23 protein-coding genes and 1 riboswitch are annotated in these 26,380 nt (G+C 52.0%); of the genes, 17 read left to right on the forward strand and 6 right to left on the reverse strand.

Annotated elements, in window-relative coordinates; translation table 11 throughout:
* Positions 1-54 precede the first annotated feature (54 nt).
* Together WCI03_05710 and WCI03_05715 are read right to left on the reverse strand one after the other, a co-directional pair.
* A complete protein-coding gene (locus tag WCI03_05710) occupies positions 55-816 on the reverse strand; it encodes a response regulator (GenBank protein MEI8139348.1) in 762 nt (253 codons plus the stop codon).
* Entirely contained in the window at positions 813-2,456 is a 1,644-nt protein-coding gene (locus tag WCI03_05715) for an ATP-binding protein (GenBank protein MEI8139349.1), read from the reverse strand. Before WCI03_05715 ends, WCI03_05710 begins: the two co-directional genes overlap by 4 nt.
* Positions 2,457-2,607: 151 nt before the next feature.
* Here WCI03_05715 and WCI03_05720 point away from each other — a divergent pair, with 151 nt between their 5' ends.
* From WCI03_05720 to WCI03_05775, 12 genes are all read left to right on the forward strand, one after another.
* Positions 2,608-3,216: an Amuc_1102 family pilus-like protein gene (locus tag WCI03_05720; protein MEI8139350.1), complete on the forward strand. Its 609-nt coding sequence runs from the start codon at positions 2,608-2,610 to the stop codon at positions 3,214-3,216.
* 10 nt (positions 3,217-3,226) lie between these two features.
* Entirely contained in the window at positions 3,227-4,954 is a 1,728-nt protein-coding gene (pilM, locus tag WCI03_05725; GenBank protein MEI8139351.1) for a type IV pilus assembly protein PilM, read from the forward strand.
* Positions 4,955-4,957: 3 nt separating this feature from the next.
* The gene (locus tag WCI03_05730; protein MEI8139352.1) at positions 4,958-5,953 is read left to right on the forward strand and encodes an Amuc_1100 family pilus-like protein; all 996 of its coding nucleotides are present in this window, start codon (positions 4,958-4,960) and stop codon (positions 5,951-5,953) included.
* Positions 5,950-6,981 carry an Amuc_1099 family pilus-like system protein gene (locus tag WCI03_05735; protein MEI8139353.1) on the forward strand — a complete coding sequence of 344 codons (1,032 nt, stop codon included), beginning with the start codon at positions 5,950-5,952 and terminating at the stop codon, positions 6,979-6,981. The genes WCI03_05730 and WCI03_05735 overlap by 4 nt, the downstream gene beginning before the upstream one ends.
* A gap of 44 nt (positions 6,982-7,025) precedes the next feature.
* Entirely contained in the window at positions 7,026-9,884 is a 2,859-nt protein-coding gene (locus WCI03_05740; GenBank protein ID MEI8139354.1) for a hypothetical protein, read from the forward strand.
* Positions 9,885-9,892: 8 nt separating this feature from the next.
* Positions 9,893-10,762 (forward strand): 5'-3' exonuclease H3TH domain-containing protein, encoded by an 870-nt coding sequence (locus WCI03_05745; protein ID MEI8139355.1) that lies wholly within the window; start codon positions 9,893-9,895, stop codon positions 10,760-10,762.
* A gap of 74 nt (positions 10,763-10,836) precedes the next feature.
* Entirely contained in the window at positions 10,837-12,111 is a 1,275-nt protein-coding gene (gene purD, locus WCI03_05750) for a phosphoribosylamine--glycine ligase (protein ID MEI8139356.1), read from the forward strand.
* 9 nt (positions 12,112-12,120) lie between these two features.
* On the forward strand, positions 12,121-12,660 hold the full coding sequence (gene purE, locus WCI03_05755; GenBank protein MEI8139357.1) for a 5-(carboxyamino)imidazole ribonucleotide mutase: 540 nt from the start codon (positions 12,121-12,123) through the stop codon (positions 12,658-12,660).
* A 29-nt stretch (positions 12,661-12,689) separates the two neighbouring features.
* Positions 12,690-13,646, forward strand: a complete 957-nt coding sequence (locus WCI03_05760; GenBank protein MEI8139358.1) for a S41 family peptidase — start codon at positions 12,690-12,692, stop codon at positions 13,644-13,646.
* Positions 13,633-14,697 (forward strand): L-threonylcarbamoyladenylate synthase, encoded by a 1,065-nt coding sequence (locus WCI03_05765; protein ID MEI8139359.1) that lies wholly within the window; start codon positions 13,633-13,635, stop codon positions 14,695-14,697. Before WCI03_05760 ends, WCI03_05765 begins: the two co-directional genes overlap by 14 nt.
* Before the next feature lie 28 nt (positions 14,698-14,725).
* On the forward strand, positions 14,726-16,411 hold the full coding sequence (gene rpiB / locus WCI03_05770) for a ribose 5-phosphate isomerase B (protein ID MEI8139360.1): 1,686 nt from the start codon (positions 14,726-14,728) through the stop codon (positions 16,409-16,411).
* 23 nt (positions 16,412-16,434) lie between these two features.
* The gene (locus WCI03_05775) at positions 16,435-16,971 is read left to right on the forward strand and encodes a cyclic nucleotide-binding domain-containing protein (GenBank protein ID MEI8139361.1); all 537 of its coding nucleotides are present in this window, start codon (positions 16,435-16,437) and stop codon (positions 16,969-16,971) included.
* Between the two features lie 6 nt (positions 16,972-16,977).
* Here WCI03_05775 and WCI03_05780 read toward each other — a convergent pair whose 3' ends face one another.
* Both WCI03_05780 and WCI03_05785 read right to left on the reverse strand, forming a co-directional pair.
* Positions 16,978-17,769 (reverse strand): ABC transporter permease, encoded by a 792-nt coding sequence (locus WCI03_05780; protein ID MEI8139362.1) that lies wholly within the window; start codon positions 17,767-17,769, stop codon positions 16,978-16,980.
* The gene (locus tag WCI03_05785; GenBank protein MEI8139363.1) at positions 17,766-18,680 is read right to left on the reverse strand and encodes an ABC transporter ATP-binding protein; all 915 of its coding nucleotides are present in this window, start codon (positions 18,678-18,680) and stop codon (positions 17,766-17,768) included. The genes WCI03_05780 and WCI03_05785 overlap by 4 nt, the downstream gene beginning before the upstream one ends.
* A 104-nt stretch (positions 18,681-18,784) precedes the next feature.
* On the opposite strand from WCI03_05785, the gene WCI03_05790 reads away from it, so the two are divergent.
* Positions 18,785-20,089: a glycosyl hydrolase gene (locus WCI03_05790; GenBank protein MEI8139364.1), complete on the forward strand. Its 1,305-nt coding sequence runs from the start codon at positions 18,785-18,787 to the stop codon at positions 20,087-20,089.
* Positions 20,090-20,153: 64 nt separating this feature from the next.
* Here WCI03_05790 and rpsI read toward each other — a convergent pair whose 3' ends face one another.
* Positions 20,154-20,552 carry a 30S ribosomal protein S9 gene (gene rpsI / locus WCI03_05795; GenBank protein MEI8139365.1) on the reverse strand — a complete coding sequence of 133 codons (399 nt, stop codon included), beginning with the start codon at positions 20,550-20,552 and terminating at the stop codon, positions 20,154-20,156.
* Between the two features lie 13 nt (positions 20,553-20,565).
* Entirely contained in the window at positions 20,566-20,997 is a 432-nt protein-coding gene (gene rplM, locus WCI03_05800) for a 50S ribosomal protein L13 (GenBank protein ID MEI8139366.1), read from the reverse strand.
* Between the two features lie 232 nt (positions 20,998-21,229).
* On the opposite strand from rplM, the gene WCI03_05805 reads away from it, so the two are divergent.
* The 4 genes from WCI03_05805 to WCI03_05820 all read left to right on the forward strand — a co-directional run bounded on the left by WCI03_05805 (position 21,230) and on the right by WCI03_05820 (position 26,319).
* Positions 21,230-22,738, forward strand: a complete 1,509-nt coding sequence (locus WCI03_05805; GenBank protein MEI8139367.1) for an asparagine--tRNA ligase — start codon at positions 21,230-21,232, stop codon at positions 22,736-22,738.
* Between the two features lie 26 nt (positions 22,739-22,764).
* A riboswitch (cobalamin riboswitch) is annotated at positions 22,765-22,956 on the forward strand.
* A 225-nt stretch (positions 22,957-23,181) separates the two neighbouring features.
* The gene (locus WCI03_05810; GenBank protein ID MEI8139368.1) at positions 23,182-25,047 is read left to right on the forward strand and encodes a TonB-dependent receptor; all 1,866 of its coding nucleotides are present in this window, start codon (positions 23,182-23,184) and stop codon (positions 25,045-25,047) included.
* A gap of 9 nt (positions 25,048-25,056) precedes the next feature.
* On the forward strand, positions 25,057-25,821 hold the full coding sequence (locus WCI03_05815; GenBank protein ID MEI8139369.1) for an energy transducer TonB: 765 nt from the start codon (positions 25,057-25,059) through the stop codon (positions 25,819-25,821).
* Between the two features lie 9 nt (positions 25,822-25,830).
* Positions 25,831-26,319: a Smr/MutS family protein gene (locus WCI03_05820; GenBank protein ID MEI8139370.1), complete on the forward strand. Its 489-nt coding sequence runs from the start codon at positions 25,831-25,833 to the stop codon at positions 26,317-26,319.
* The last annotated feature ends 61 nt before the right edge of the window (positions 26,320-26,380 follow it).

Here is a 26,380-nt window from a genome sequence, read left to right on the forward strand (position 1 = left end):
GATTGGATCGAGATAAGCCCGCTGAAAGGCGGGCTTTTTTATTGAGCGGATAGGTTATCCAATCATTCCTGCTATTGTTTTCAGGAGATCGGCGGGGTTACTTGATGGAACAAACCGGTCGACATTAATGAATTTATTGCCTTGTTGATAGACGCCGGTGCCGTCAAATAAAATGATGGGAATTCCCTTGGCATCTGGAAAATCGATGAGGGCGGCGGCGATGGTGCTGCCGGTGGTCCCACTGAGAATGGCCTTGATCAGGATTATGGAGGGGGCGCGTGATGTGATGGTTTCCGCCAGAAACCGGCTGTCCAGAATGGCAACCGCGTTGTACCCTGCAGCAATAAAAGAGGTCTCCATTCGCTTGCTCAATAATGGGTTGTCTTCCAGAATGATGATCGACTTTTTCTTTCCCGGTTCCGCGTGGGTGCTGGGGGAAAGCGTTTTTTTGGTTTTCTGGAGAATTCGCTTGACTTCAGATATTAAGAGAGAGGGATCGCTGGTTTTGGATAGGAACCCCTCCACGCCCATGGTACTGAAGAAGGGTTCCATGTTGGCGCGCGCGGTAAACACCAATATCGGGTAACGGGGTTTCCCGTCAGGGTCTGATAATTTTTTAAGTAGAGTCAGTCCAGACATGCCCGGCATACTGATATCCAGAATGATGAGATCGGGCGGCCTCTGGCGCAAAATTTGCAGGGCTTCATCACCTGTGGTGGCGCCCATCACTTCATAACCCTCCATGCGTAACTGATCGCCAACAGTGAGCTGCAGGCTGGGTTCGTCATCAATTAAAAGAATACGCTCGGTGTTCATCGATGGGGCTCCTTAATTTGAGGTGCTTGGAAAGCTGTCAGGCCCAGAAGGGCGGTTTCAATGGTATCCATTAACTCTCCGATTTTCCAGGGTTTAGCTACGGTTGGAATTGTGAAACGAGCCAGAATATCGGTGGTGGCCTCATCAAGAGTGGCACCGGTTACGGCGATGATCGGGGTGTAAGAGAGGGTGTGAGAGCTTTTTAGTGTCAAAATTACAGTTGTGCCGTGAATATCTTCTAAAATCAGGTCAAGCAAAACCAGTGCAGGTCGATGTGCTTCTGCCATGAGGATGGCCTCTTGGCCGCTTTCGGCGGAAATGATCCGATAACCTTGATTGGTGAGATGCTGCTTTAAAAGCGCCAGGATTGCCGCATCATTGTCAACGATGAGTATAACTGGAGGTTCGGCGAGAGGGAGGCTGATGGATATGGCCGCGCCATGGGTTAGTCCCTCGGGGGGGCTCATCATCGTAAGTTTACCGCCATGGAGCAGAACGATATCTTTTGAAATGGCAAGGCCCAGCCCAGATCCGGAGGCCTGATTATTGGCTTTGAAATAACGTTCAGTGATATGGGGCATGGCTTCGGGTGGAATTCCGAGGCCGCTATCTGTCACAGTGATCCTGGCAAAGCGTTCGATCTCGGGATCGGGCGACAATTCCACGCGAATCGTGCCGCCTCTAGGGGTAAATTTAACGGCATTACCGAGAATATTATGAAGGACACGCTGGATCATACCGGCATCACAGCGGATAAAGAGGCAGCCGGGGTCAAATACCATTTTTATGGAGATTTGAGCGGTCTCGGTTTGAGGTCTGAAGGTCTCGATGCAGCGTAAAATCAAGTGCCTGGCGGGGGCTGTGATGGGCGATAGACTCAGAGTTTGGTTATCAAGTTTGCCTAGATCTAGAATGTCGTTGATGGTAGCGACGAGACGTTGGCATTCAGTATCGAAGAGCTTCAGGTAGCGGATGGCGTGATCAGGGAGAGGGCCAGCGAAACCTTTAAGCAGGTTCCGGACACCGTACATCATGGAGGTGATAGGGGTTCTGAGCTCATGTGAAACATTGGCAACGAATTCCGACTTGGCCTGACTGTTCTTTTCCAGATGAATGACGGCTGCGCGCAACTCGTTCTCAATTTGTTTACGTTCGGTAAAGTCATGGAAAATGGCCAGCAGGTACTTGGTGCCGCTCAGGAGGATGGGGCGTGCGCTAACGAGGCTGTTCCGGAGGTCTCCGGATTTTGATTTATGAACGGTTTCAAACGTTTCGGCCCCGTGGGCCAGAATCCGGCTGAGATGGGCGGTCAGCTGAGTGCGGCCCTCCTGAGCGTCGATATCGAATAGGGTCAGGTGGCTAAATTCCTCTGCCGTGTACCCGAGTTGGCGGCAAGCCTGACTGTTGAATTGCAGAAAAGCGGCTGAAACGGGGTCAATGAGAATGATGGCATCCATGGCCTGTTCAAAAATGATCCGGTAACGCTCCTCTGCTTCGCGTAGTCGTTGATCAACCATTTCACGCTGGTCGATTTCCTTTTGCAGGGCAGACATGGCGTCTAAGAACTCTGCGGAATGGAGTTCTGAGGGGGGGGTGGAATTTTCACGAAGGGGTAGCACTTTATAATTCGCCTTATTCACTATATTATCGGAGCACTAAGGCCAATTAGCCCTATGGCAGCTCAAAATCAAGAATAATATTTTTTTGTTTTTGTTTTGACGTTAATCCGATGAACTCTATACTGGCTGTCATTATATCTAAATCCGGATCGTTGAATGACGCAAGGAGCCCATGATGAAATACGAATACGCGATTAAAAAAATGGCGGTATGTGTTGCGCTCATTCTGGCTTTTGGGACGGTAAACGGTCTGGCGCAGGGGCGGGTGCGTGAAGGGGGATCCATACTAAAAGTCCGCGAATTGACCGGTTATGGGCCCCGGGGCTTGGTTAAAAGTCCCGATTCAGGCTCCTCCAAGCGTGCTGGATCCCGTGAATGGGCGGAACTTAATGTCCAATTTGATACTGAGCCGGAGTGGGTGGACGAGGTCGTATTCAATTTCTATGTTTTGTTGCGAGACCGGGGCGGATCGGATTATACCTTGCTTAAAGGCGTTGTGACTTATGTGGATGTGGAGCGTGGTCGTTCTCATCAAGGGGTAGCCTATGTCCGGCCGACAGCACTGGCGCGGTACGGTGAAATTGTGGGGGTAGCTGTCGAGGCTAGTGTGAAGGGCGAAGTGGTGAGCGTTTTGACAGAAGGTCGATTGGGGCCGAGCAAGCCGTTGCCTTTGGAATGGTGGAAAAACCCCAAATTAAGCCCCAAAGATGGGTATGTCGTGGATAAATCGAAGACCCCGTTTGCGTTGATCAATTTCGATAATTACGAGGCTCTCAAGTAGGCAGCTCATTATGTTCGGATCAGATCGTATTCTAGCATTGGACATTGGAAACAGCAAGATTGTGCTTGCTGAATTCAAGCTTGCGGGGGCGCAAAACCTCGAATTGGTTAATTATGCCGTGTCGCCTTTGGGGATTGATCCGGAGAGTACGTCGGATGTTTCGGCCTATATCGTTTCGGGTATTCGTGATGCGATGCGGGCGAGTAACATCCGTCCCGGACCGGTTAGTGTTTCGGTATCAGGGCAGATGGTATTCCCGCGTTATGTGAAATTGCCGCCGGTGACTCCAGATAAAATTTCGCAGATTGTGAAATATGAGGCGCAGCAAAACGTCCCGTTTCCCATTGATGAAGTAGTCTGGGACTACCAGTTGGTGGGGCAGGATACCGGCGAGCTGAGCGTTCTGTTGGTGGCGGTGAAGGGGGATTTCGTTAAGAATATCACCGATTGTGTTGAGGCTGCGGGGCTCGAACCGATGTTGGTGGATGTGTCTCCGCTCGCGCTTTATAATACCGTGCGCTATAATTACGCCGATTTGCCGGGTTGTACTATGATTCTGGACATGGGGGCGCGCTCCACGAATGTGGTGTTTGTTGAAGGAACAAAAATCTTCAGTCGAAGTATTCCGGTGGCGGGTATGGCGATCACCCGTGATGTGATGAAGGAATTTGAGCTGTCGTTTGAAGAGGCTGAGCAGCTCAAGATTGCGCATGCTTTTGTTGGATTTGGTGGCGTATACGAGGGGCATGAGGTCGGGGTCTCCGATCGCACTTCCAAGATCGCGCGTAATATTATGACGCGGTTACATGCTGAAGTCATTCGAACGATCAATTTTTATCGTAGCCAGCAGGGCGGGGCGCAGCCTGAAATGGTGCTGTTGACCGGGGGCTGTTCGGTGATCCCTCAGGCCAATGTGTTCCTGAAAGAAAAGCTTAAAATTGAGGTGGATTTTCTCAATCCGTTCCGCAATGTAGCGGTGAGTTCAAATATTTCGTCCGACAAAGTGGGCGAAAATCTACACTTGTTGGGGGAAGTGGTCGGTTTGGCGCTGCGGCGCACTTTATCTTGCCCTGTGGAGATCAATCTTCTGCCGCATGAGTTGGCTGCCCGACGCGTGTTGCAACGTCGCATGCCGTTTTTCGGGTTGGCCTCAGTCGGCTTGGTGTTTATTGTACTTGTGTTTGGCATGTTTCTTCATCAGATGAAGTCTATGGCGCAAGACCGGTTGATTAAGGTGCAGTCCCGTATTGATGATTTATCCACTCCTAACGCAACCTTGGGGCAATTGGCAAAGCAGAAATCTCAGTTATATGCCCAGGCTGCAGACTTAAGCACTTTGCTTGAAGGCCGGGTACAATGGTTGACGATTCTGGACGACTTGCATCAGCGTTTGGCTCCGGGAATGTGGTTGACTTCAGTGCGGGTTTTGCCAGCAAAGGATGAAAAGGCGCCTTCGAGATTTGAAATCAAGGGCATGGCGTTTACGGATGAGGTTAACAATCAGGCAATTACTGAATATGTGGCGAAGCTGAAGGGAGTCGGGTACTTTGCGGATGATCTTCAGATCAAGCGTATTAAGCCAGTGGAAAGTACTGATTATGCCACTGAATTTACTGTGGAGCTCGGGCTGAACAAGACTCCTGTTCCTGCTGTCAAGGTGGTACAACCGATGCTTGAGGCGAAAGCCGGCGTTAGTGAGGATAAAGGCGGCAAAACCAGCGGCAAGGGGAACCCGTAACCTATGCAGTCCCGGCGTAAACTTTTGATCATCATTGTGGCGAGTATATTGGTTCTGCTTTTGGCGGGAGCAGCGACGCTTCTGGTGCGGGGGTTTCTGCAATTGCAAGAGGTGGATGCCAGCCTGCAAACTGCAAGCGAAACCTTGACTTCACTGTACGCGCAAAATCCATTCCCCTCTGGTGGTAATCTTCGGCTTGAGCGTGAGAATATTAAGAGTATTGGAGAGGAATTGCTTGGATTACAGTTGGCGATGAGCGAGGGGCAGGTGGAGCCGATTGCGCAAAGTCCCGCCAAATGTATCACTCAATTCTGGGAGACGCGGAACTCACTTCTAGCTCGAGCCGGAGGTACCGTGAAAATTGATAAAGGGTTTGATTTTGGATTTGGACGACACATGAAGGGGGATTTGCCATCGATTCAAGATGTGCCCAGGATTGCCCAACAATTGAAGATTGTCGAAACCTTGTGCAGTATTTTGTACGCTTCGAAAATTACGGCGTTGACCTGGATTTCCCGACAAGAATTTGAGTCGGATGCCGCACTTGCTGCATTGCCTGGTAAACCTGCCAGCGGTACCACGGCTGCAAAAGCGGGGGCTGATATTGTGGTTAAAAATGTGGCTGATGCGACAGCCGGTTTGATTCCTGCCGGGCAACTGTATGGCCGTTGGCATTTCATTGTCCAGTTTACTGCGCGCGAAGGGGCGCTGATGAAAGTTTTAAACGGGATGTCGCGCAGTCCTGTGTTTATTATTGTGACCCGTATGGAGATCAAAGGTGACGATAAGGTGTTTGATCGAAAAGAGGCGGAAGCGGTAGCGGCCAAGTCGGCCGAACGCAATGAAGACGCTGGCGCCAAGGAGGCGGTAAAACCTAGAGATGCACGAGTTGTTTGTGGTCGGGATGCCCTAGTCAATGTAAAGCTTGAGTTGGACGTATATCAGTTTGCAAAGCCGCAAACCAATGAGCCAGAAAAGAAGCTGGGGGGGGTAAAATGACGGTCACCAGCATAAATTCTTTTTTTCAGAAAAATTATGACAGGCTTATAGCTGCGGTCGTGCTTATGGCGTTGCTGGCCTCGCTGGTTTTCCTTGCTGTTCAGGCCAAAGTTCAAAAAACTGGGCAACAGGAGTTTGATAGCAAACTTGCAGGTTTGACTCCGAAATTTGCAAAGGCTGCCCCTGCGGACAAAACTATTTTCCGGGATGCATTAACGGCCATTGCAAACCCATTCCAGGCTGAAGAGTGGATGCAGGATCTTTTGTTAACCCCTGAGCTGAGGGTTCGCTGTGTGGTGTGTGAACGGCCCATCCCCTATGCTGCGACAAACTGTACGTTTAAGGCTTGCGGCGTTGAGCAACCTACTGAAAAAGTCCACTTGGATGATTCAAATAGTAATAGGATCCCTGATGAGTGGGAAAAGAAATATTCGTTCTTTTCCATGACTTCCGACGAAATGACAGTTGATCATGATAATGACGGTTTTACATCCAGAGAGGAATACGACTGGAAAACGGATCCACGGGATACGGGAAGCCATCCGCCGTACCTGGCAAAAGTCAGAGTTTCCGGGATTAAACCGATTCCATTCAGGATGATATTTAAGGCGGTAAACCGTGCGGGTGGAAAGCTGATCTTTCAGATTAATTTGCAGGCAAACGGGAGATCGTTCTACAAGAGTTTAGGGGAAGATGCGGAAGGCTTTAAATTGGCCTCCTATGATGAGAAGGCTGCGGACGGCCCTACTCTGACGCTGGAGCGTAATGGAAAGCAAATTCCCTTAATTAAAGGGCATCAAGTGCCGCGTGATGATTATGAGATTTCGTTAGTCTCGCTCTTGGATGAATCGGTTTTTGTTGTGCGGCCGGATGTGGATTTCGAATTTAAGGGAGACCGGTACAGGGTTAAAAAAGTTGACACACAAGGGAGTCGTGTACTAATAAGCGACCCTTTACGGAATGTGGATGTTTGGATTGAGCGGCAGGCGCCTAGCGTAGATCAACCAGCGGCAACCCCCATTAGATAATAAAGCCGCAAGGCTGTGACTAAAGAATGTAAGGAGAACGATTTATGAGATTACAACACATACTCCGTTACGGCTCGTTTTTACTGGTCGGAGCAGTTACCGTTTTCGCAGCTTATTCCCAGGCCGCAGACGCCGTTATCGAAGAGCTTAAACCCGAAGTTATTGCTGTTGCGGGGACTAATGTGCCTGGCACAGCAAAACCTGCTGCCGTTGTTCCTGTGATCGAGGAATTGGCTCCTGTGATTGTTCCTGTTGAGAAGCCGGTTGTGGTTATTGAAGAACCTGCGGCTCCTGTAGCCGCACCCGTGGAAGCGGTGCCTGTGGCTGAACCTGCGAAAGTGGCGGCTCCCGGGATCGAAGAATTGGCTCCAGTACCAGCGGTTGTTCCTATTGAAAAACCGGCTGCAGTTATTGAGGAGTTGGCGGCCCCTGTTTCTGTTAAGGCGCCTCAGGTCGCTGCTGCGCCGGACGCCGCGACAAAACAAGCTTTGGAATCAGCGATGAAGGGTGCTAGTGATGAAGAGCGTCTCAAAGTCTCGACGGCTGTTTCTCAACAAGAGGAAGTCCGGCGTAAATCCCGCGAAATTGACGGACGTAAGGCGATGGAGTTGGCTGATGAGTCGTGGAAAATGAATGACTATTCTTCGGCGGCCGAATCCTACAAACTAGCCCTCAGCAAGCTGCCGTTAGTTGAGCGTTGCATGGGTCTGCGTATTCGAGCCAACGAACGCCTGCCGGAGTGTGAGTATGAAATTGTTCGTACCATGGTCAAGGAAGGCCGGGATAAGGAGGCGAAAAATAAAGGTGAGGAATTCTTAAAAGTACGCCCGAATAATATACCTCTACGGAAATTGATGGCCAAGCTCACTGAAAAGAAGCCTGCACCAACTCCTGTTGATGATTCAAGTGCGAAGATAGTGCAAAATGATCCTGAAGTTGAAAAGCAGATGCGCTTGGGGCGTGAGGCGATGGCGGGGCGTGAATATTCTGAAGCGCGTCGCCGGTTTGAGTCTGTGCTCGGAGTGGAGCCTGATAACCGGGAGGCTATGCGGTATTTGAAGGTATTGGGCGACCGTGAGTACGGGAATAAATCAGTTGAACGCGATGCAACGGCTAGAAAGATGACCGCAGATGTGCGTGACACTTGGAATTCGAAGTATAAGGTCATCAAGGGACGCCCGCAGGCTGCCTCTCCAACGAATACACAGTCTGTTTCGGTCATAGAAGAAAAGATGAAGAAAATCATCATCGATGAAGTGGAGTTTCGTCAGGCGAACATGCACGATGTGGTTGATTTTCTCAATAAACGTAGCCGTGACTGTGACAAGTCTGCCGTTGATGAATCTCAAAAGGGTGTCAACATCATTTTGAACCTCAATCCGGGAGGAACCTCCGTATCTGCTCCTGCAACTGTTCCCAAGGATGCTGCTGATCCTTTTGCCGCTGATGCAGTGAAAAGCGGCGGAGCTGCGGGTGTCCCTGAAGTAACTTTTTCGGCGAGGTATATCACTCTTTACAATGCTCTTAAAATTATTACCAGTGTTTCCGGATTGAAGTGGCGAGTCGATGGTGATGTGGTGATGATTATCCCGTTTGACTGGGATCCGGCCACTATCGAAATGCGCATGTATCCCGTGGAGCCTACCTTCATTGAGCGTGTCAAGCTGACAAGTAGCGGCATGCCGGCACCCACCACGAAGGGGGGGCGTGAATTTGAGGCACTGAATGCCGGCGGAGGCGCCGAGGGGGTTGGCGATATAAGAACAAACTTTGAGCAAATGGGAATGAAGTTCCCGAAAGGTTCGTCCATTAATTATAACCCGGGAATCGGGAAAGTGATTGTGGCTAATACGGCTGACAATCTGCTCATATTTGAAAAGCTTCTGAGTGAGTTGAATGTGGTGCCCATGCAGGTTGAAATCGAAGCCAAGTTTGTGGAGGTCAACGAAACCGACTTATACGAAGCTGGCTTGGAATGGCTGCTGACGGATAACTGGGAAATGTTGACGAAAAAGAACAGCAATCCATATGCGCCCATGTCTTCGAATCCGAGGATTCAGATGAATGCCAATAGCGCTGATGGCGGATTTACAAAGGGGCTTAACTTTTTGGGAACTGATAGCGGTAAGACCGTACCTATGGCTGGGGGCAAAGGGACTCTTGGGGGTATTGCTTCCATTGCCGGGGTTTTGACGAACCCCGATCTTACGGCTATTCTTCATGCATTGGAGCAAAATGGCAATGCCGACTTGCTTTCTGCGCCCAAAGTGACGGCTCGGTCAGGCGAGGCCGCGTTAATTAAAGTTGTTACTGAGTATATCTATCCCACCACTTTTGAAGTGCAGGGCGGGCAGATTGGCACCAGCACAGGTACCGGCGCTAATAACGCTAACGTCATTCAGGAGACTACGGTTGTTCCACAGGATTTTGCCACACGTGAAGTTGGCGTGATTTTGGAAGTGACGCCTGAGGTCAGTCAGGATGGGAATATGATCAGCTTGACCATGAAGCCTAAGGTAGTGACGGATCCCATCTGGTATCAGTATGGCTCTACTGTTCGGCGTGCTGACGGTTCTCAGCAGACATTGAACATGCCGCAGCCGTTCTTTCAGGTTCGGGCGATTGAAACCAAGATTTCGATTTATGATGGCGCTACTGTAGCGATGGGTGGTTTGATTACCGAGTCTGTGGATAAAGTGAATGACAAGATTCCCGTTCTCGGTGATATACCCTTTATTGGCGCTCTATTCCGGTCCAAGTCTGAAAAAAGCGTTAAGCGGAACTTATTGATTTTCGTGACGGCTAAACTGGTTGATCCTGCCGGACATCTGATTCGAAACCAGCCGACAGATGTCGTTGAGGCAGCCCCCGCCAGTGCATTGGCGCCTGCTTCCACGCGTTAAGGTTGCTTATGAGCAATAGACGGCTGTTGTTGATTGATGGGACGCAGCTGTTCTATCGTTCTTTTTTTGGTATCAAGGAACTAACGACCCGAGACGGGACCCCTTCCAATGCCGTTTATGGTTTTGTAAGGGGGATTCATCAGTTGATCGAGGTTCGCTCACCCTCCCATTTGGTAGTCGCCTGGGATGGGGGGATTCCCGCTGCCCGGCGTAATCTTCTGCCTGAGTATAAAGCGCAGCGTCCGCCTATGCCTGATGCTTTGCGTGTGCAGTATCCTGCCATTGTAGAGTTTCTTGAATGTGCGGGCATTCCGTTCATTCGCAGGGATCAGGAGGAGGCAGATGACATTCTGGCATCTCTGGCGCGATGGGCTGAACCAGAGGCCGATGAAGTTATTGTGGCAACCTGTGATAAAGATCTTTATCAGATGGTGTCTGGAAAAACGGTAATGGTCGGGTGGGGTAAAGAGGATAAGCCCGCAGGTCGGGCTGAGGTATTTGAAAAGACAGGGGTATATCCGGAGCAGATCGTGGACTGGCTCGCATTAACCGGAGACACCGTGGATAATATTTCCGGGGTGGATAGTGTAGGCCCCAAGACCGCCGCCAAGCTGTTGGCCAGCTTTGGAACGGTAGCGAGCATTTTTCAGAACATCGATGCGGTAAAGCCCGATCGTATTCGTGAACGCTTGCTTGCTGGTCGGGCGACGGTTGAGCGGAATCTGGCACTCGTCAGGTTGAATGCGGTCATGGATTGCTCTCCGGGTTGGGCTGGCCTGATGGTGCGTTCAGAGAATCCTAATAAAATGCGGCCTTTTTATGCCCGTATGGAATTCCACTCTTTGATCAAGGGTTGTGATCAAGGTGAATTGTTTTAAATTAGTGCTCAGCCGTTTCATTTTTCCTCTCGAAAACGTTGACTCTAACTCTGCATCCGATATCCTTTCTCTCCATGAAAGTTCTAGTTATAGGCGGTGGTGGGCGTGAACACGCATTGATTTGGAAGCTCGCGCGCGATAGTTGTCGTCCGGTGCTTTTTTGTGCTCCGGGGAACGCAGGTACTGCGGAATTGGCAACGAACGTTGCCATCGAGGCGGATAATATTCCTGCGTTGGTGGAATGGGCCATGGAGCACCATCCCGATCTTGTGGTGGTGGGGCCAGAAGCACCTCTGTGTGCAGGGCTGACCGATGCGCTTGAGGCGGGTGGAATAAGGGTCTTTGGTCCTTCCATGGCGGCGGCTAAGCTGGAGGGCAGTAAGGTGTTCGCCAAGGACGTGATGGTCGCCGCCGGAGTGCCGGCGGCACAGTCCAGCACCTTTACGGACGCCCAAAAGGCCATTGATTTTATCAACGATATCGGCATTCCTATTGTAATCAAGGCGGAAGGTCTGGCGGCCGGGAAAGGCGTTACTGTCTGTGCCACTCGCGAAGAGGCCGAGCGGGCGATCAAAGAGGCATTGGTGGAAGGGGCCTTTGGGGAGGCGGGACGCCGTATTCTTGTGGAAGAATTTCTCGAGGGGGAAGAGGTCTCCGTCTTGGCGTTAACAGATGGTGAGCATATAGTATTGCTGGCCTCTGCGCAGGATCATAAACGCGTGTTCGACGGGGATCGTGGCCCTAATACCGGAGGGATGGGCGCCTATTCACCCGCGCCCGTCCTCACGGCTGAACAGATGCCCGCGATTGAGCGAGAGGTGTTCGGGCGTACTTTGGCCGAGTTGAAAAGTCGTGGCATAACTTATAAAGGGGTTTTATTTGCCGGTCTGATGATGACGAAAAACGGGCCTATGGTGCTCGAATTTAATTGCCGATTCGGGGATCCCGAAACCCAGGTAATTTTGCCTCGAATCGAAGGCGATTTAATTCCAGCCCTTGAAGCCTGTATTAATGGGACGCTGTCGGCAGACATGATCCGGTACAAATCGGAATCCTGTGTCTGTGTAGTGATGGCGGCAGGCGGATATCCCGGCCCCTATCAGAAGGGCAAAAAGATTGGTGGTCTGAAGGCTGCGGCCCGTTTGGCTGAGACAGTCGTTTTTCATGCGGGGACACGATGCCAAAATGGGGATGTGTTGACTGCTGGTGGCCGTGTATTGGGCGTGACGGCGTTGGGTGATACCTTGAAGAATGCGGTTGATCGAGCTTATGTGGCGGTGAAAAAAATCAGCTTTGATGGCGCCCTGTTCAGGCGTGATATTGCGGCCAAGGCTTTTAATAAGGGATAAGGAGTATCATTGAAAAAGAAACAAGCAAAAATCAGTAAGCCCGAAGTGGCGATTGTCATGGGAAGTGATTCGGACTGGCCTCTATTGCAGGAGACTGTCAATACTCTGACGGGTTTCGGGGTTGGTTGTGAGGTTCGCGTGATGTCGGCACATCGGACGCCGGATCTTGCGGCCACCTATGCACGCAAGGCATCAGGTTGTGGTCTGAAGGTGATTATTGCTGCTGCAGGAGGGGCTGCTCATTTGGCGGGAGTGATCTGTGCTCATACCACATTGCCGGTGATAGGTGTGCCCGTTACCAGTGGTTTCTTGAATGGCTTGGATTCGTTGCTTTCAACCGTCCAGATGCCGGCGGGAGTACCTGTGGCCACTGTGGCGACGGGGAAGGCTGGTGCTGTGAATGCGGCCATTTTGGCGGTGCAAATTCTAGCCTTGAATCGTCCTGATCTCGCGCAGAAACTGGTGGTCCATAAAAATACGCTTATTGAGAAGGTGAACGCGGGGAATGACCGTATTCAGAATGAGTTGAAAAATCTCAGAATAAGTTGAGTGGATATCGATCACGGGGGGATTTATTGATGTCTGGCTGGCAGATGTATCGTCGCTTTTTACCTCGTGGATGGGGGCTCTGTCTTTTTGTTTGGTGGCACGCCTTGCCGGTGGTTGGGGGCGAGAGTCTGGATGAAATTCTGTACGGTTTGGAGACGAATGGAATTTTAGGAGACCGATCGGCCGCTGTTCTGGGTGGGCTTAAAGGCATTCTTCAGTCAATTGATTCCGAGGTGACCCTTTGCGCTACTAATCCTTCTGTAGCAGAAGCTGGCTTATCCTCATCTGTTGTGCAGGCGGTTGAATTGTGGCCAGAGAATCTAGCCTATCTCAAGGTATCCGGTTTGGAGACTGGCAGTGGTGATGAGATTTTAGCACATCTGAAATCATTGAGTGACCGAGGGGGTGTGCTGTTTGATTTGAGAGGAGGAGGAGGCCAGGATCTCAATTCGGTCTGTGTATTGGCTGGCTTGACGCGTAGTCAAAACGAGCCCCTGTTTGTCATCACCGATAATCGCGGGGTTGCGCTGTCGACAAATTCAGTTGGCGGGGAATATTTCAAATTGCCGCTGCTGCTGGTTTTGATCGATGCCGCAACTTGCGGGGCCTCAGAGGCGCTGGTCTCAGTTTTAAAAGGAAGTCCCGGAGTGATGTTGGTGGGTTCTCCAACAAAAGGTGATCCTTATCTCAGGAATTGGTTTCCCTTGCCAGGGGGGAAGATCGTGAGGATTGCGACGCAGAAATGGCTTCCCGTCTCAGGTGGAATGTATCAGAAAATCGGGATCAGGCCGGATATTATGGTGGAGGCCGCTGCTGGGATTGGAGGCGCAGGCCTGTCACGCACAAATAGGTTTGCCCGAGCCTTGAGTCCCAAATCAGACGCCGACCAGGAGCTCATGATGCGTGTTGCGGGAGATGCCGCTCTGCAGCGGGCAACCGATATTCTTCTTGGTCTGCAGGCGGTGGGGGGGTATGGACAAGATTAACCCTCCGATCATTACGATCAGATCCGGTCAGATCGATCATAAGGCCGTTCGCGCGGCCGTAGAAGCCCTACATACCGGGGCCTTGATCATTTTGCCGACCGAGACTGTTTACGGAGTTGCGGCTGATCCTAGGGTGCCTGGGGCTGAGGACCGGATCTATGAGGCCAAAGGGCGCGAGCGTAGCAAGCCGCTGCCCATGATGGCAGCCTCGCTAAAAGCTGTTGAGGCTACGGGCGCTGAGTTATGTCCCGCGGCGAGGCGGCTAGCCTGCCGTTATTGGCCTGGCCCACTGACGCTGGTGGTGAACTGTGGTTCTCGGGTAGAAGGCTTTCGAGTACCCAATCATCCAGTCGCGCTGGCCATTTTGCAGGCGGTAGGTGGTTTATTGCGTGTGACCAGCGCCAATCAAAGCGGTGAGCCTTCTGCGCTCACTGCGGCATCTGCCTTACAGGCGTTAGGTCAGCATGTGGCACTCGTTCTGGATGCTGGTTCCGCCAGATTGGGTATGGAAAGTACGGTGGTGGATGCGACGGGGGACACCTTGAAGATTCTCAGGCAGGGGGCACTACCAGCCAAGGCCATTCTGTCGCGACCAAAAGTGTGGCTGGTTTGTACGGGGAATACGTGTCGCAGTCCTATGGCCGAGTATTTATTGCGTCACTGGCTGGGGCCTGCGCCCCAATGGGAAGTGGCGTCAGCTGGCGTATCGGCACTGGATGGGCAGCGGGCAAGTGAGTGTGCGATTCAGGTCATGCAGGAAAAAAAGCTGGATTTGGCTTCGCATAGGAGCCGGAAACTGACTGAGGCCCTCATTGACGATGCAGACCTCATTGTGGTAATGACGGAGGCGCATAAGCGGGCAATTTTGCATCGTTTTCCATGGCTTGACGACCGCGTGGTGCTATTGAATACGTTCAGTTCTGCACACCCCGGGGAAGATGTTCCTGATCCATTTGGAATGTCGCTGGCCGTCTATCGTGCAATTCGGGATGAGATTGATGCGGCAATGCCTGATTTGCTGTTGCATTTACATGGGTTGTATCACAAGTGATCTAGAGTGGAACGGACGGGAAAGGGTTATGATGAAAATAGCGATTGGTGCGGATCATGGCGGTTTTGAACTTAAAGAGACGCTTAAGGCGGAGTTGAAAAAACACAGGATCGCTGTTGAGGATGTGGGGTGTTACAGCGTGGAAGCCGTGGATTATCCTGACTATGCCCGGGCTGTCGCCGTTATGGTTTCTGAAGGGCTTGTGGATCAGGGAATCCTGATTTGTCGAACGGGTCTGGGGATGAGCATGGCGGCCAACAAGTTTCCCCGTGTCAGGGCAGCGTTGTGTCTGAATCCCGAGATGGCGATTGCCGCGCGCACTCATAATGATGCTAACGTTCTCGTCTTCGGCAGCGATATGGAGACGCCTGCAGCAGCCATGGCGACATTAGATGCCTGGCTCAAGGCTGTATTTGCAGGCGAAGATCGGCATCAGCGACGTGTGGATAAGATTGGTTCCGCAAAAGGGGCGGCTTTGGAGGCGGCTTCCATCGCGGAGACGGATAGTGAGATCTACCTCGCAATCAAAAATGAAGAAGAGCGTGAGCTGAAAACGCTGGACTTGATTGCCTCTGAAAACTATGCCAGTCGCGCGGTTCGTGAAGCCCAGGGTTCGGTTATGACCAATAAGTATGCCGAAGGGTACCCCGGGAAGCGTTACTATAACGGTTGTGAGTTTGTGGATGTGGCCGAGCGGCTGGCGATTGAGCGGGCTAAGGCCTTGTTTGGCGCGGAACATGTCAACGTGCAGCCGCACTGTGGAAGTTCGGCTAACATGGCGGTATATTTTTCTGTTCTCCAGCCGGGCGATACCATTCTGGCTATGAGTCTTGCTCATGGAGGCCATCTGACTCACGGACATAAAATCAATTTCTCGGGACGGTTCTTCAACTTCATTCCGTATGGGGTCAGCCAGAAGACAGAAATGATTGATTATGATGAAATCGCGGAACTGGCGCTCAAGCATAAGCCCAAAATGGTGGTTGCAGGCGCCAGTGCCTATGCCCGTGTGCTCGATTTCAAGCGGCTTCGTGAAATCGCGGATAGCGTGGGGGCTATGCTCATGGTCGATATGGCGCATATCGCAGGCTTGATCGCAGCCGGAGTGCATCCTAGTCCGGTTCCGTATGCTGACTTTGTCACGACCACCACGCATAAAACGCTCCGGGGGCCCCGCAGTGGAATGGTGCTATGTAGGGCAAGTTACGCCGCCGGGATTGATAAACAGGTTTTTCCCGGTCTGCAGGGCGGTCCCTTGATGCACACCATTGCGGCCAAGGCGGTTTGCTTTAAAGAGGCGATGTCGCCGGAATTCAAACAATATCAAAAACAGGTCGTTAAGAATGCCAAGGCGTTGGCTGCGTATCTTGCCAAGCATGAGTTACGAATTGTGTCGGGAGGAACCGATAATCACCTGATGCTGGTCGATCTGACCTCCAGTGGCATTACGGGAAAAGACGCTTCGATCGCCCTCGAGAAGGCGGGTATGATTGTAAATAAAAATGCCATTCCGTTTGACGTTCGGCCTCCGGCTGTCACTTCGGGAATTCGCATTGGGACGCCCGCCATCACCACGCGGGGTATGAAGGAACCTGAGATGGAACGACTGGGCGGCTGGATTGTGGATGCGATTAAACATCAGGCTGATGAAAGTGCCCTGGCGCGAATCAAGGCGGAGGTGGTGTCCACTGCGGTGACGTTTCCCGTCCCGTAAAACGATCTGATAGGGGGGCGGGTATGATTCTTCGTGACCTGAATACGGGTGAAATGGCGGCCGTTGAGGCCATCGGCGTATCGCGGATGTTTACGACTGGCGACGCTATTATTCGTGAGGGGGAAGCAGGGTCGTCCTTTTTTTTTGTTCTCGATGGCAGGGTGGAAGTCCGTAAAAGTATCGGACTGGATAAGCATAAGAAATTGGTCGAACTGGGCTCCCTGGACATTTTCGGTGAGGTCTGCTTCCTCGGGGTTGAGTCGCGCTCGGCCAGTGTCGTGGCCTTGGAATTGACGCATGTGCTGGAGTTTTCGCGGGATGCGTTCGAGAAATTGATCGCGGTGAAGCCTGCGATTGGATTGAAATTGTATCGCGGGATTGCCTGTGAATTGGCGCGGCGACTAGCCTGTGTTGATGGCGAGCTTCGGGACGCGCTCATCTGGGCTTTAGGTGACATGAAGTTTCCTGTCGATCCTTCCCTCGTGGCGTCCCAACGGAAATTATCACTGACTCCTCTCAAAAACACGGCGGGACCCACCGCGAAAATTGTAGTCGTGTAGCTGGCGTTATTTGATCATGCGGCGTCTCATGACGTGAAGGGCCACCGGGAACAACAGGGCTGTAGTGATGACCAGATAACCGCCGGAAATGATAATCTGAGTCCAGGTTATGGTGCCCAGGCACAAATTTCTAGACAATGTCACCAGATGCGACAGGGGAAGACCCCATGCAATGATCCGCGCCCAGTCGGGTAGATTTTCCAAGGGGAAAAAGGTGCCACTGAAAAGATACATGGGCGTAATAAACAGGAAAATCGGCAAGTTAAACATTTCGATGCTTTGGACGACACCGGTAAAAATCATGCCGATACAGCCAAACAGCAGTCCACCAAAGAAGGCCAGCGGGATGATTCCGAATCCTGTCGGATAATGAACAAGGCCGAAGCCGCTCAGAACCGCGGTCATGATCGTTGCTGTCATTAGTGACTTGGTGGCGCCCCAAACGATTTCTCCGGCAATAATCTCGTCTACGGAGAGCGGGGTGGCCATGATGGCATCATAGGTTTTTTGGTAGTACATCCGGACAAAGGATGAAAAGGAATTTTCCATGAAGGCGGTATACATGATGTTGGTGGCGATAATAGCCGGTGCCATAAACGCCACATAGGTCAGGGTTTGCCCAGCATATTGAATTTCGGGGATCAACAGGCGAAATCCAAAACCCAGGGAAGCAATATAGAGCACAGGCTCAAGAAGGGGTGTAAGAAAACCGATCAGCCAGGAGCGACGTGTGACCAGCCAGTCACGCCGCCAGACTCGCAGGAGTCGCCAGGAGAGGGTAGCGCCTGTTTTGCTCATTCGCGCAGCTCCCGTCCGGTCAATTTAAGGAAGACATCTTCCAATGAGCCCACGCGCAGAATGCAGTTGTCATGGCAATAAAGCCGTGTGATTTCATCGTAGATCGCCTCGTTATCTTTACAATAAATCAACATGCGATGTCCGAGATCTTCGTGATCCAGGGCGCTGGTGATCACGTAATCCCGTAATTCCGGGCATACAGGGCTATTCTCAATGACTTTATTGCCTACATATTTAGCAATCAGGTCCCGGGGGCGGCCTTCAACCAGAATTTTTCCATGGTCAACAATGATGAGTCGATCACACAGAAGTGAGGCTTCCTCCATGTAATGAGTGGTGAGAAGGATGGTGACGCCTTGTTGTTTAAGCTGCGCCAAACGATCCCAGAGTTGGTGGCGCGTTTGGGGATCCAGCCCTGTGGTGGGTTCGTCCAGGATCAGAAGGTCAGGCTCGTTCATCAGGCCGCGGGCGAGGGCCAATCGGCGCATCATGCCGCCTGAAAGTGATTTGACATTTAGTTTTTCCCGGTTTTCAAGTCCGAAAAACTCCAATAGTTTTGTTGTTCGCGCCCGGGCGATGTTACGGGAAATGCCGAAAAATCCGGCAAAAATTTCCAGATTGTCCCGAACCGAAATTTCTTCGTCGAGACTGTTGTCCTGATGGCACACGCCAATACGAGTTCTGATGGATCTCCAGTGGGTGGTGATGTCTTCGCCGAAAACTTTCAGGGTGCCTCCGCTGCGAGGGGAAAAGCCATAAATCATGCGGATCGTGGAGGTTTTTCCGGCCCCGTTGGGCCCTAGCAGGCCGAAGAGCTCTCCTTGTTGAACGGTAAAGGAGATGCCGTCAACAGCGGTGAACGCGCCGTAACATTTGCGGAGATTTTCTGCTTCTATGACGGAGATGGCCATTTCGGAAGGATGGTATCAATGTCTTGGAAGAGTACAAATCATCTTTTGCAGGGCGCGCAATAAACCTCTTTGCCATACCGAGTTATCAGGATATTCTTGCCGGCATGGAACGACGGAGTGGATTTTGGATTGCCTCGACACCTCTGAAATCTTGGGTTTTGCAGAGCCGGCCGATAACATCCAGGAAAAGTGATGTTAATCTTCGCTTTGATGGCGGACAGTATCAGCTATGGGAGGGGTTCGGTGGCGGGGTATCGGAGAAGAGCTGGGATGCGTTGGCCTTGTTAAAGGCGGGGGATCGACTCCGGGCGCTGAATGCCCTGTTTAATCATGAGGAGGGCTGCCGGTTCCACTATGCGCGGCTTCCTGTTGGGGCTTCCAATACGGCCCGTGACGGGTACTCGTGCAATGCAACCCCCAATGACCTTGCCATGAAAAATTTTAGCATCGTACGGGACCATGAGTGTCTGATCCCGTTCCTGCGTATTCCTCTGGATCGGATCCGGAAGTTTAAAACGGTTGCCTGTCCGTGGAGCCCCCCTGACTGGATGAAGGAGGAGACGGCGGTCGGGTGTGGGCGGATAAAGTGGGATCCTGTGATGCTGGAGGCGTATGCCCTCTATCTTGCGAGGTTTGTTCAGAATTATCGGCGAGAGGGGATCATGATTGATCATTTGCTGATTCAGAATGATCCGGCCGATCAATCCGGTCAGCCTGGCTGTTATTGGACCGGCGCACAACTTCGCGACTTTATCCGGAACTATTGTGGGCCGGTGATGAGGAAACAAAAAGTTTCCGCGCGGTTGTGGTTGGGTGCGCTGGACTCGTTGGACTACACAGATTATGCCCTGACGACGTTGAGTGACCCGATGGCGATGCAGTTTATTGCAGGGGTGGCTTGTCAGCAAGGGGGGCGCGATACTTTGCAGCGGATCCGGCGCGCCTTTCCGGATATTCGCATGATGCAGTCTGATTGTGGGGCGGGGGATGGGCAGAATACCTGGGCTCAGGGCCATGCCACCTTTTCCGTGATCCAGCAGGCGATTACGGCTGGAGCGGATGTCTGCCTGTACGATAACATGGTTTTCCTCGAAAATGGTAAATCCCTGGATGGACGGGGGCTAAACTCGTTGATCAAGGTTAATGAGATGACCAGGACTTATGTTTTGACTCCGGACTATTTTGTTTTAAGGCATTTTTCGTATCTCGTAGACCGGTATGCGGTGCGGCTTGGATTGGATGGGGAATGGGCCGATCGTGCCGTTGTATTTTACAATGAGGATGACGAGAGCCGGGTTATGGTAATCCATAATCCGGAATTGGCGTTCAGGCGCGTGGTTTTGGAAGATGGTGATCGGCGCCTGGTGATGTCTCTTCAACCTCAATCCATCAATACGATCGTGTTATAAAAAACAAAAACCCCGAACCTGTGAAGGTCGGGATTTTTGACAAAACGGGCTGGCCGTATTTGGTTTAACGCTTGGAGAACTGGAAGCGTTTACGAGCACCGGGTTGACCGTATTTTTTACGTTCTTTCATACGGGAATCGCGGGTCATACAACCGCTCGCTTTGAGCGCGGCGCGCAAGGTGGCGTCGCTTAATTGTAGCGCACGGGAAATAGCCTGACGAAGTGCGCCAGCCTGGCCAACGGTACCGCCGCCGATGAGGCGGGCAGTCAGGTCAAACTTGGTGAGCGTATCCGTCAGCTTCATGGGCTGTTCGATAAACTTGATCACGGCTTCGTTGCCGAAATAGATCGTTGGATCTTTTTTGTTAACGACCCATTTACCGGTTCCGGGGGTGAGACACACCCGGGCGACCGACGTTTTCCTGCTGCCTGATGCGCGATATTCTGCAACTTTTTCTGCCACTGGGATACCCTCGTTACTTAATGTCGATTACTTTAGGGTTCTGAGCGGCATGAGAATGCTCAGCGCCCGCAAAAACCTTCAAACGTTTAATAACCTTCCGGCTCATATGATTACCAGGAAGCATTCCTTCAACCGCCTTTGTGATCATACGATCAGGATGGCGCTCGCGCATGGCCGCCACTGTTGTGGTCTTGTGGCCGCCCCGGAAACCGGTGTAGCGCTCATAGATCTTCTTGTCGTCCTTGGTTCCAGTGAGCTTTACGTCCTTGGCATTGATGACGATGACAAAGTCACCGGTATCAATATGGTTCGTAAAGGTCGCCTTGGTACGCCCACGAAGCAAATTCGCCACCTTGACGGCCATCCGTCCCAGGGGTTTCCCTGCTGCGTCAACAATAAACCAATTACGCTTGATTTCGCTCTCTTTGGGTAGAGATGTCTTCATTCTTTGTTCAACCTTTCAGGCCATAAAAAGCGGGCTTGTTTACTTTATTTCAGGGGGATGTGTCAACCACTATTTCCACCTGATGCTCCTTTCGTCGCCATCAGGCCGGAATAGGAACTGCATTAATTAAGACGTAACACTATCGCGAATCGTAATAAATGTGAAGGAGAATCCTTTCTTTTCCTCCCTCGTGTTATAAAGTGAGTAGAGTTTGATGGATAAGGAGGAGGGTATGGTGGACTCGACATTATCGGTGGCAATACGGGATTTGAAATTGATGGCCGGCCAGACGGTGCGGCTACGTGGATGGCTACATGGAAAGCGGGCAGGCGGGAAAGTGGTGTTTTTGCTCGTTCGTGATGGAACCGGCCTTTGCCAGTGTGTGGTGGAGGGAGCCATGGTGGAGGCCTTTGCCAGTGCCCATGAATTAACGCAAGAGTCGTCGTTGATGATTACCGGGCTGGTTCGGTTGGATGAGCGTGCTCCGGGTGGGGCGGAGTTGGCGGTCACGTCCGTCGAGGTGTTGCAGATTTCCAAGGATTATCCCATCAGCCGGAAAGCGCATGGCATTGATTTTTTGATGGATCACCGACATCTCTGGCTCCGCTCGCCACGACCTGCTGCTATTTTGCGGGTTCGGCATACTGTGATCCGGGCCATTCGCGATTTTTTTGACTCTAACGGGTTCACGCTCGTTGATATGCCGATTTTGGTGCCGGGCGCAGGAGAAGATCGGCAGTCCTTGTTTCCTGTGGATTATTTCGGTGAGAAATTATTTTTGAGTCAGACGGGGCAGCTTTATCTCGAAAGTGCCTGTATGTCATTGGGTAAGGTTTATTGTTTCGGCCCGACCTTTCGTGCCGAGAAGTCCAAAACGCGCCGGCACCTGACGGAGTTCTGGATGGTGGAGCCCGAGATGGCATTTGCCGAATTGGATGATGTGGTGGCTTTGGCTGAAAATATGATCTGTGCCATTGTAGCCGCTGTGCTGGAAAAGAATCGGCCCGACCTGGAAGTGCTCGGGCGTGATGTTTCCGACTTGGAGAAAATTGTTAAGCCGTTCCCGCGGATTACCTACACGGAGGCGGGCGAACTTTTACGGGGCCCCTCCATGCTTCGGAAGCTGGAACAGGAATTGGTGCAGGAAAAGGGGCGTCTGCAGGAGTTGATGAAGGAGTTGGAGTCTGTGGAAGCGGCGCTTTGTAAGGCAAAAAAGGGATGGCAGCAGGAACAACAGGAAACGCGTATGCGTGAACTCCATGAGGACATACATGAACTTGAGCAGGAACTTCTTGTGCGTCCGGAACATATCAGACTGGCCCAGTCATTTGCCTGGGGCGAAGATTTGGGCGGAAGCGATGAGACGATTGTGTCGCGTCAGTTTGACCGTCCTGTCTTTGTAACGGGCTATCCCCGCGCAGCCAAGGCGTTCTACATGAAGGTCTCTCCCGATGATTCCAGGACGGTGCGGAATTTTGATCTGCTTGCCCCTCAGGGCTATGGCGAGATTATCGGGGGCAGTCAGCGTGAGGAAAATCCTGACATTATTGAAGAGAGCATGAAGGCCAAGGGCTTGCGTCCGGAAGATTACGCCTGGTATCTGGATCTTCGACGCTATGGCAGTGTGCCGCACGGGGGATTTGGACTGGGCGTGGAGCGGACGTTGACCTGGCTCTGCGGGCTCAAGCATGTCAGGGAGACGATTCCGTTTCCGCGCACCCTGGGGCGTGTTTATCCGTAACGGTTTATTGACGTATTATTTAATCGTGATATCTTGCGCTCAGTTCTTTGATAACCAGAAGCCGTGAAGTAAGTATGGAAGTTCGTGAAATTCGAACGCGGTCGCGCCGCTGTAACCGGATACGAAACCCTTAAACCACTCCTGTCAAGGCAGGGGGAAGGTGGGTAGTAGGTCTGAAGCCGGAAGTCAGAAGACGTTTTACTTCATGCTCAATGGACAGGTAACAGGATTTGTTACCCGTCTCTCTTTCGCGATGGAAGAGCAATGAGGCGTAAAACAACTCATAAGACCCTTTTATTTTCCATCAGGAAGATCAAAGGGTTTTTGTTTTTTATGCGTTGAGAGACCGTGAGCAGCTGGCCGATGGAGGTGGATCAGGAATGGGGCGTAGGACTGGATCCGGCGCTCGGGATGCTGAAACGGGTGGATTGGGAGTCAACGAAATGAAGAAAACAGTATGGATGGGGTTGGTCGTGGCGGGTGGGTTGAGTTGGAGCGAGGCGGCAATCACGAATGAGGTTCCTCTGCAAAGTGTGGTGGTTACGGCAACACGGGTTGAGCAATCACTTGCGACGGTGGGGAGCTCCGTGACAGTGGTCGATCAGGCGCAACTGGCGGAGCGCCAATGTCGCACGGCGTATGACGCCTTGCGTGAAGTTCCCGGGCTGGATGTGGTGCAGTTGGGCGGTGCAGGCGGGACTATGTCGACTCTCATTCGAGGAGCGGCTTCTGAGCAGACGCTTGTCCTGGTGGATGGGGTCCCTGTTAATGACCCCGCTGGATTGGGGCGTGGCGCCGATCTTTCCCAGATGCCGGTGCAGAATGTCGAGCGCATTGAAGTGTTGCGGGGGCCGCAAAGCACCCTCTACGGTGCCGATGCGATTGGCGGGGTGATCAATGTCATCACCAAAAAAGGTGCAGGGCCGGTCGGCGGCGAGGTGTCTGCCGAGGCGGGCTCCTTTAATACCTTCAATGAGACTGCTGCTGTTCGCGGCGGAACATCAAACTACAATTACTCTGTAGGGGTATCCCGTCAGGATTCGGACGGCATTTCGAGTGCTGCTGAGAAGAATGGCAATCCTGAGAAAGATGGCTATCACCGGACAGATCTTTCGAGCAAATTGGGGTGGACCCCGATGGATGAATTTGAGGCCCATGTGCTCGTGCGTTGGAACAAGGCCGACTACGACTACGATGACTTCATGAATGGCCGGCCCGTAGATGGTGACAACCATGGTATTTCGGATCTGGTTTCGCTCTATGGGGAGGGGAAGGGGAAGTTGCTTGATGGGCAATGGCGACCGCGTGTGGGTGGGTCATGGGTCAGTCAGAGTCGTGAGGATACGTCGTCGGTCGGGAATTCTTCATTTGACAGTTTGCTGCAGAAGCTTGAATGGCAGAATGACATGTATTTGGGGAATGCCAATATTGTCACGGCCGGTATTGAGGCCCAGCAGGAATCTGCAGAGTCAACCTATGAATCATTCGGATATGTGGATCAGTTTAATCGGAAAACAGCGAAGCATCGCAGTGCGTATGTGCAGGATATCCTTTCGGCCGGGCCGCTGACGACCACGGTGGGGGGACGGGTGGATAGTTATGATTCATTTGGAACTGAAAACACCTGGCGTGTGGCTCCGTCGTATGACATGGCGGCCACTGGAACCCGGTTCAAGGGGTCATACGGTACCGGTTTCAAGGCGCCATCCCTGTTTCAACTCTATTCATCCTATGGTAGCCCGGAATTAAATCCGGAGACCAGTAAGGGGTGGGATGCTGGCGTAGAGCAGGAAGTTGCCGGGGGCTTTCTCGTAGTGGGCGCCACTTATTTTGAAAATCAGTTTGATGACCTGATTGACTATGATTTTGTCACCATGAAATACGGGAACATCAATCAGGCTGAAACCCGCGGCGTCGAAACTTTTGTCACGGCGAAGCCGGTGAAAGAACTTTCGGTACGGGCGGCCTACACATATACTGATACGGAAAACAAAATTACCGGTGACCAGTTATTGCGGCGTCCTCGCAACAAGGTGTCTCTCGATACCACGTATGCGATTACTTCAAAGCTAAAAGGAACGGTCAGTGTCATTTATGTCGGCCAACGAACAGATGAGGACTTTGTGACCTATATGCCTGCGACACTGGATGGGTACATGCTGGTGAACCTTTATGCCTCGTATGACGTTCGTAAGAATGTGACATTATTCGGTCGACTTGAAAATCTGTTTGATGAGGAATATGAGCAGGCCATCGGCTATGGCACTCCGGGGCGCGCCGGATATGGGGGCGTCAAAGTGACGTTCTAAGCGGAACGAATGGGGGACAGCATTCAGAATTCAGGAATGATGGGAAGAATCCTGTTGAGCCCGACCTTGCGTCGGGCTTTCCCCCTTTCTCTGCTTTTGCATGTATTGGCTGTGGCGATAGTTTTGATCGGCATCAAGTATTGGCCGGTGGCTCCAGTCAGGTCGGTTCCAGTCGGGATGGTATTGGATGTCACCGAGCCAATGCGACCACAGGTGACTGCCGAAGAGCTGCCTGGGTTGGGCCAGGTGCTGGCGGAGATACCGCCAGAATCACGGATTGTGCCTTCCCCTGCAGTGCCTGAAACCCTTGCGCCCATGATTCCTGAGCCAGCCATCAAAGCTCCTGACCAGGTGTCGTTGTGGGTGCCGGTGATGCCTGAGGTGAGCCCAGTTGCCGGGGGCTCGCAGATCATGCAACCACCTGCCGTTCATACGTCTGGCCCGGCGGCGGGCATGGGGGTGCAGTCACAGTCTGTTTCCGGCGAGGGGCAGATTAAAGGTGGGCGGCCTATCGCGCTTTCAGAGATCGTGCCGCGTTATCCCTATGGGGCAAGGATGCGTGGCGAGGCAGGGCGGGTGACAGTACATGTGCGCGTAAGTGACAAAGGGGTGGTGGAATCTGTGGAGGTTGTGAATGGAAGCGGCCATCCGGCATTGGATGACTCGGCCGTCACGGCGACAAAGAAGGCTCGATTCAAGCCTGCTGAGCAGGATGGAAAGCTCGTTCCTTCCGATATGAATCTACAATTTGAATTCCGGCTTGAGGAGCGGTAATACTACTCCATGAGCCAGAAAAAACAAAAAGAAGAGAGCTTGAAAAAAATAGCACTTGGCGACCGGGTCTGGGTCGAACGGTTGAAAGACCATGGCTCCGTGGTGTCTATGAGTGATGATGGGCGTAGAGCGGTCGTCGAGTTGGGTAAAGTACGGTTTAATCTTGAGCTTTCCGGTCTGGCTCCCGGGCGTGAGAAGGTGAATGCGCGTAGTCGGAAAGTTGAAATCATGCGCCCAGTCCGACGCTCATCATCGGCTGTCCGTGAAATTGATATGCATGGACTGCGAGTTGAAGAAATGTTGGTTCGGTTGGATCATTTTTTGAACGAAGCGTTACTGGGCGGGGTGGATGAGATTCGTGTCATTCACGGACATGGTTCCGGGGCCTTGAAAAACGCCCTTCATAAGCGCCTGAAAGAAATGGGAATCCGCCACTTCAGGCTGGGTGAACCTGGGCAGACCCCCGGCGGGGATGGCGTCACGATTGTGTCTTTGTGAGGGCACGCATTTCATTTTCTGAATATGCGGCAAAAACAGAAATCTTTAAAAGTCTTGACGC

This window comes from bacterium (genome assembly GCA_037143175.1).
Lineage (GTDB): Bacteria > Verrucomicrobiota > Kiritimatiellia > CAIKKV01 > CAITUY01 > JAABPW01.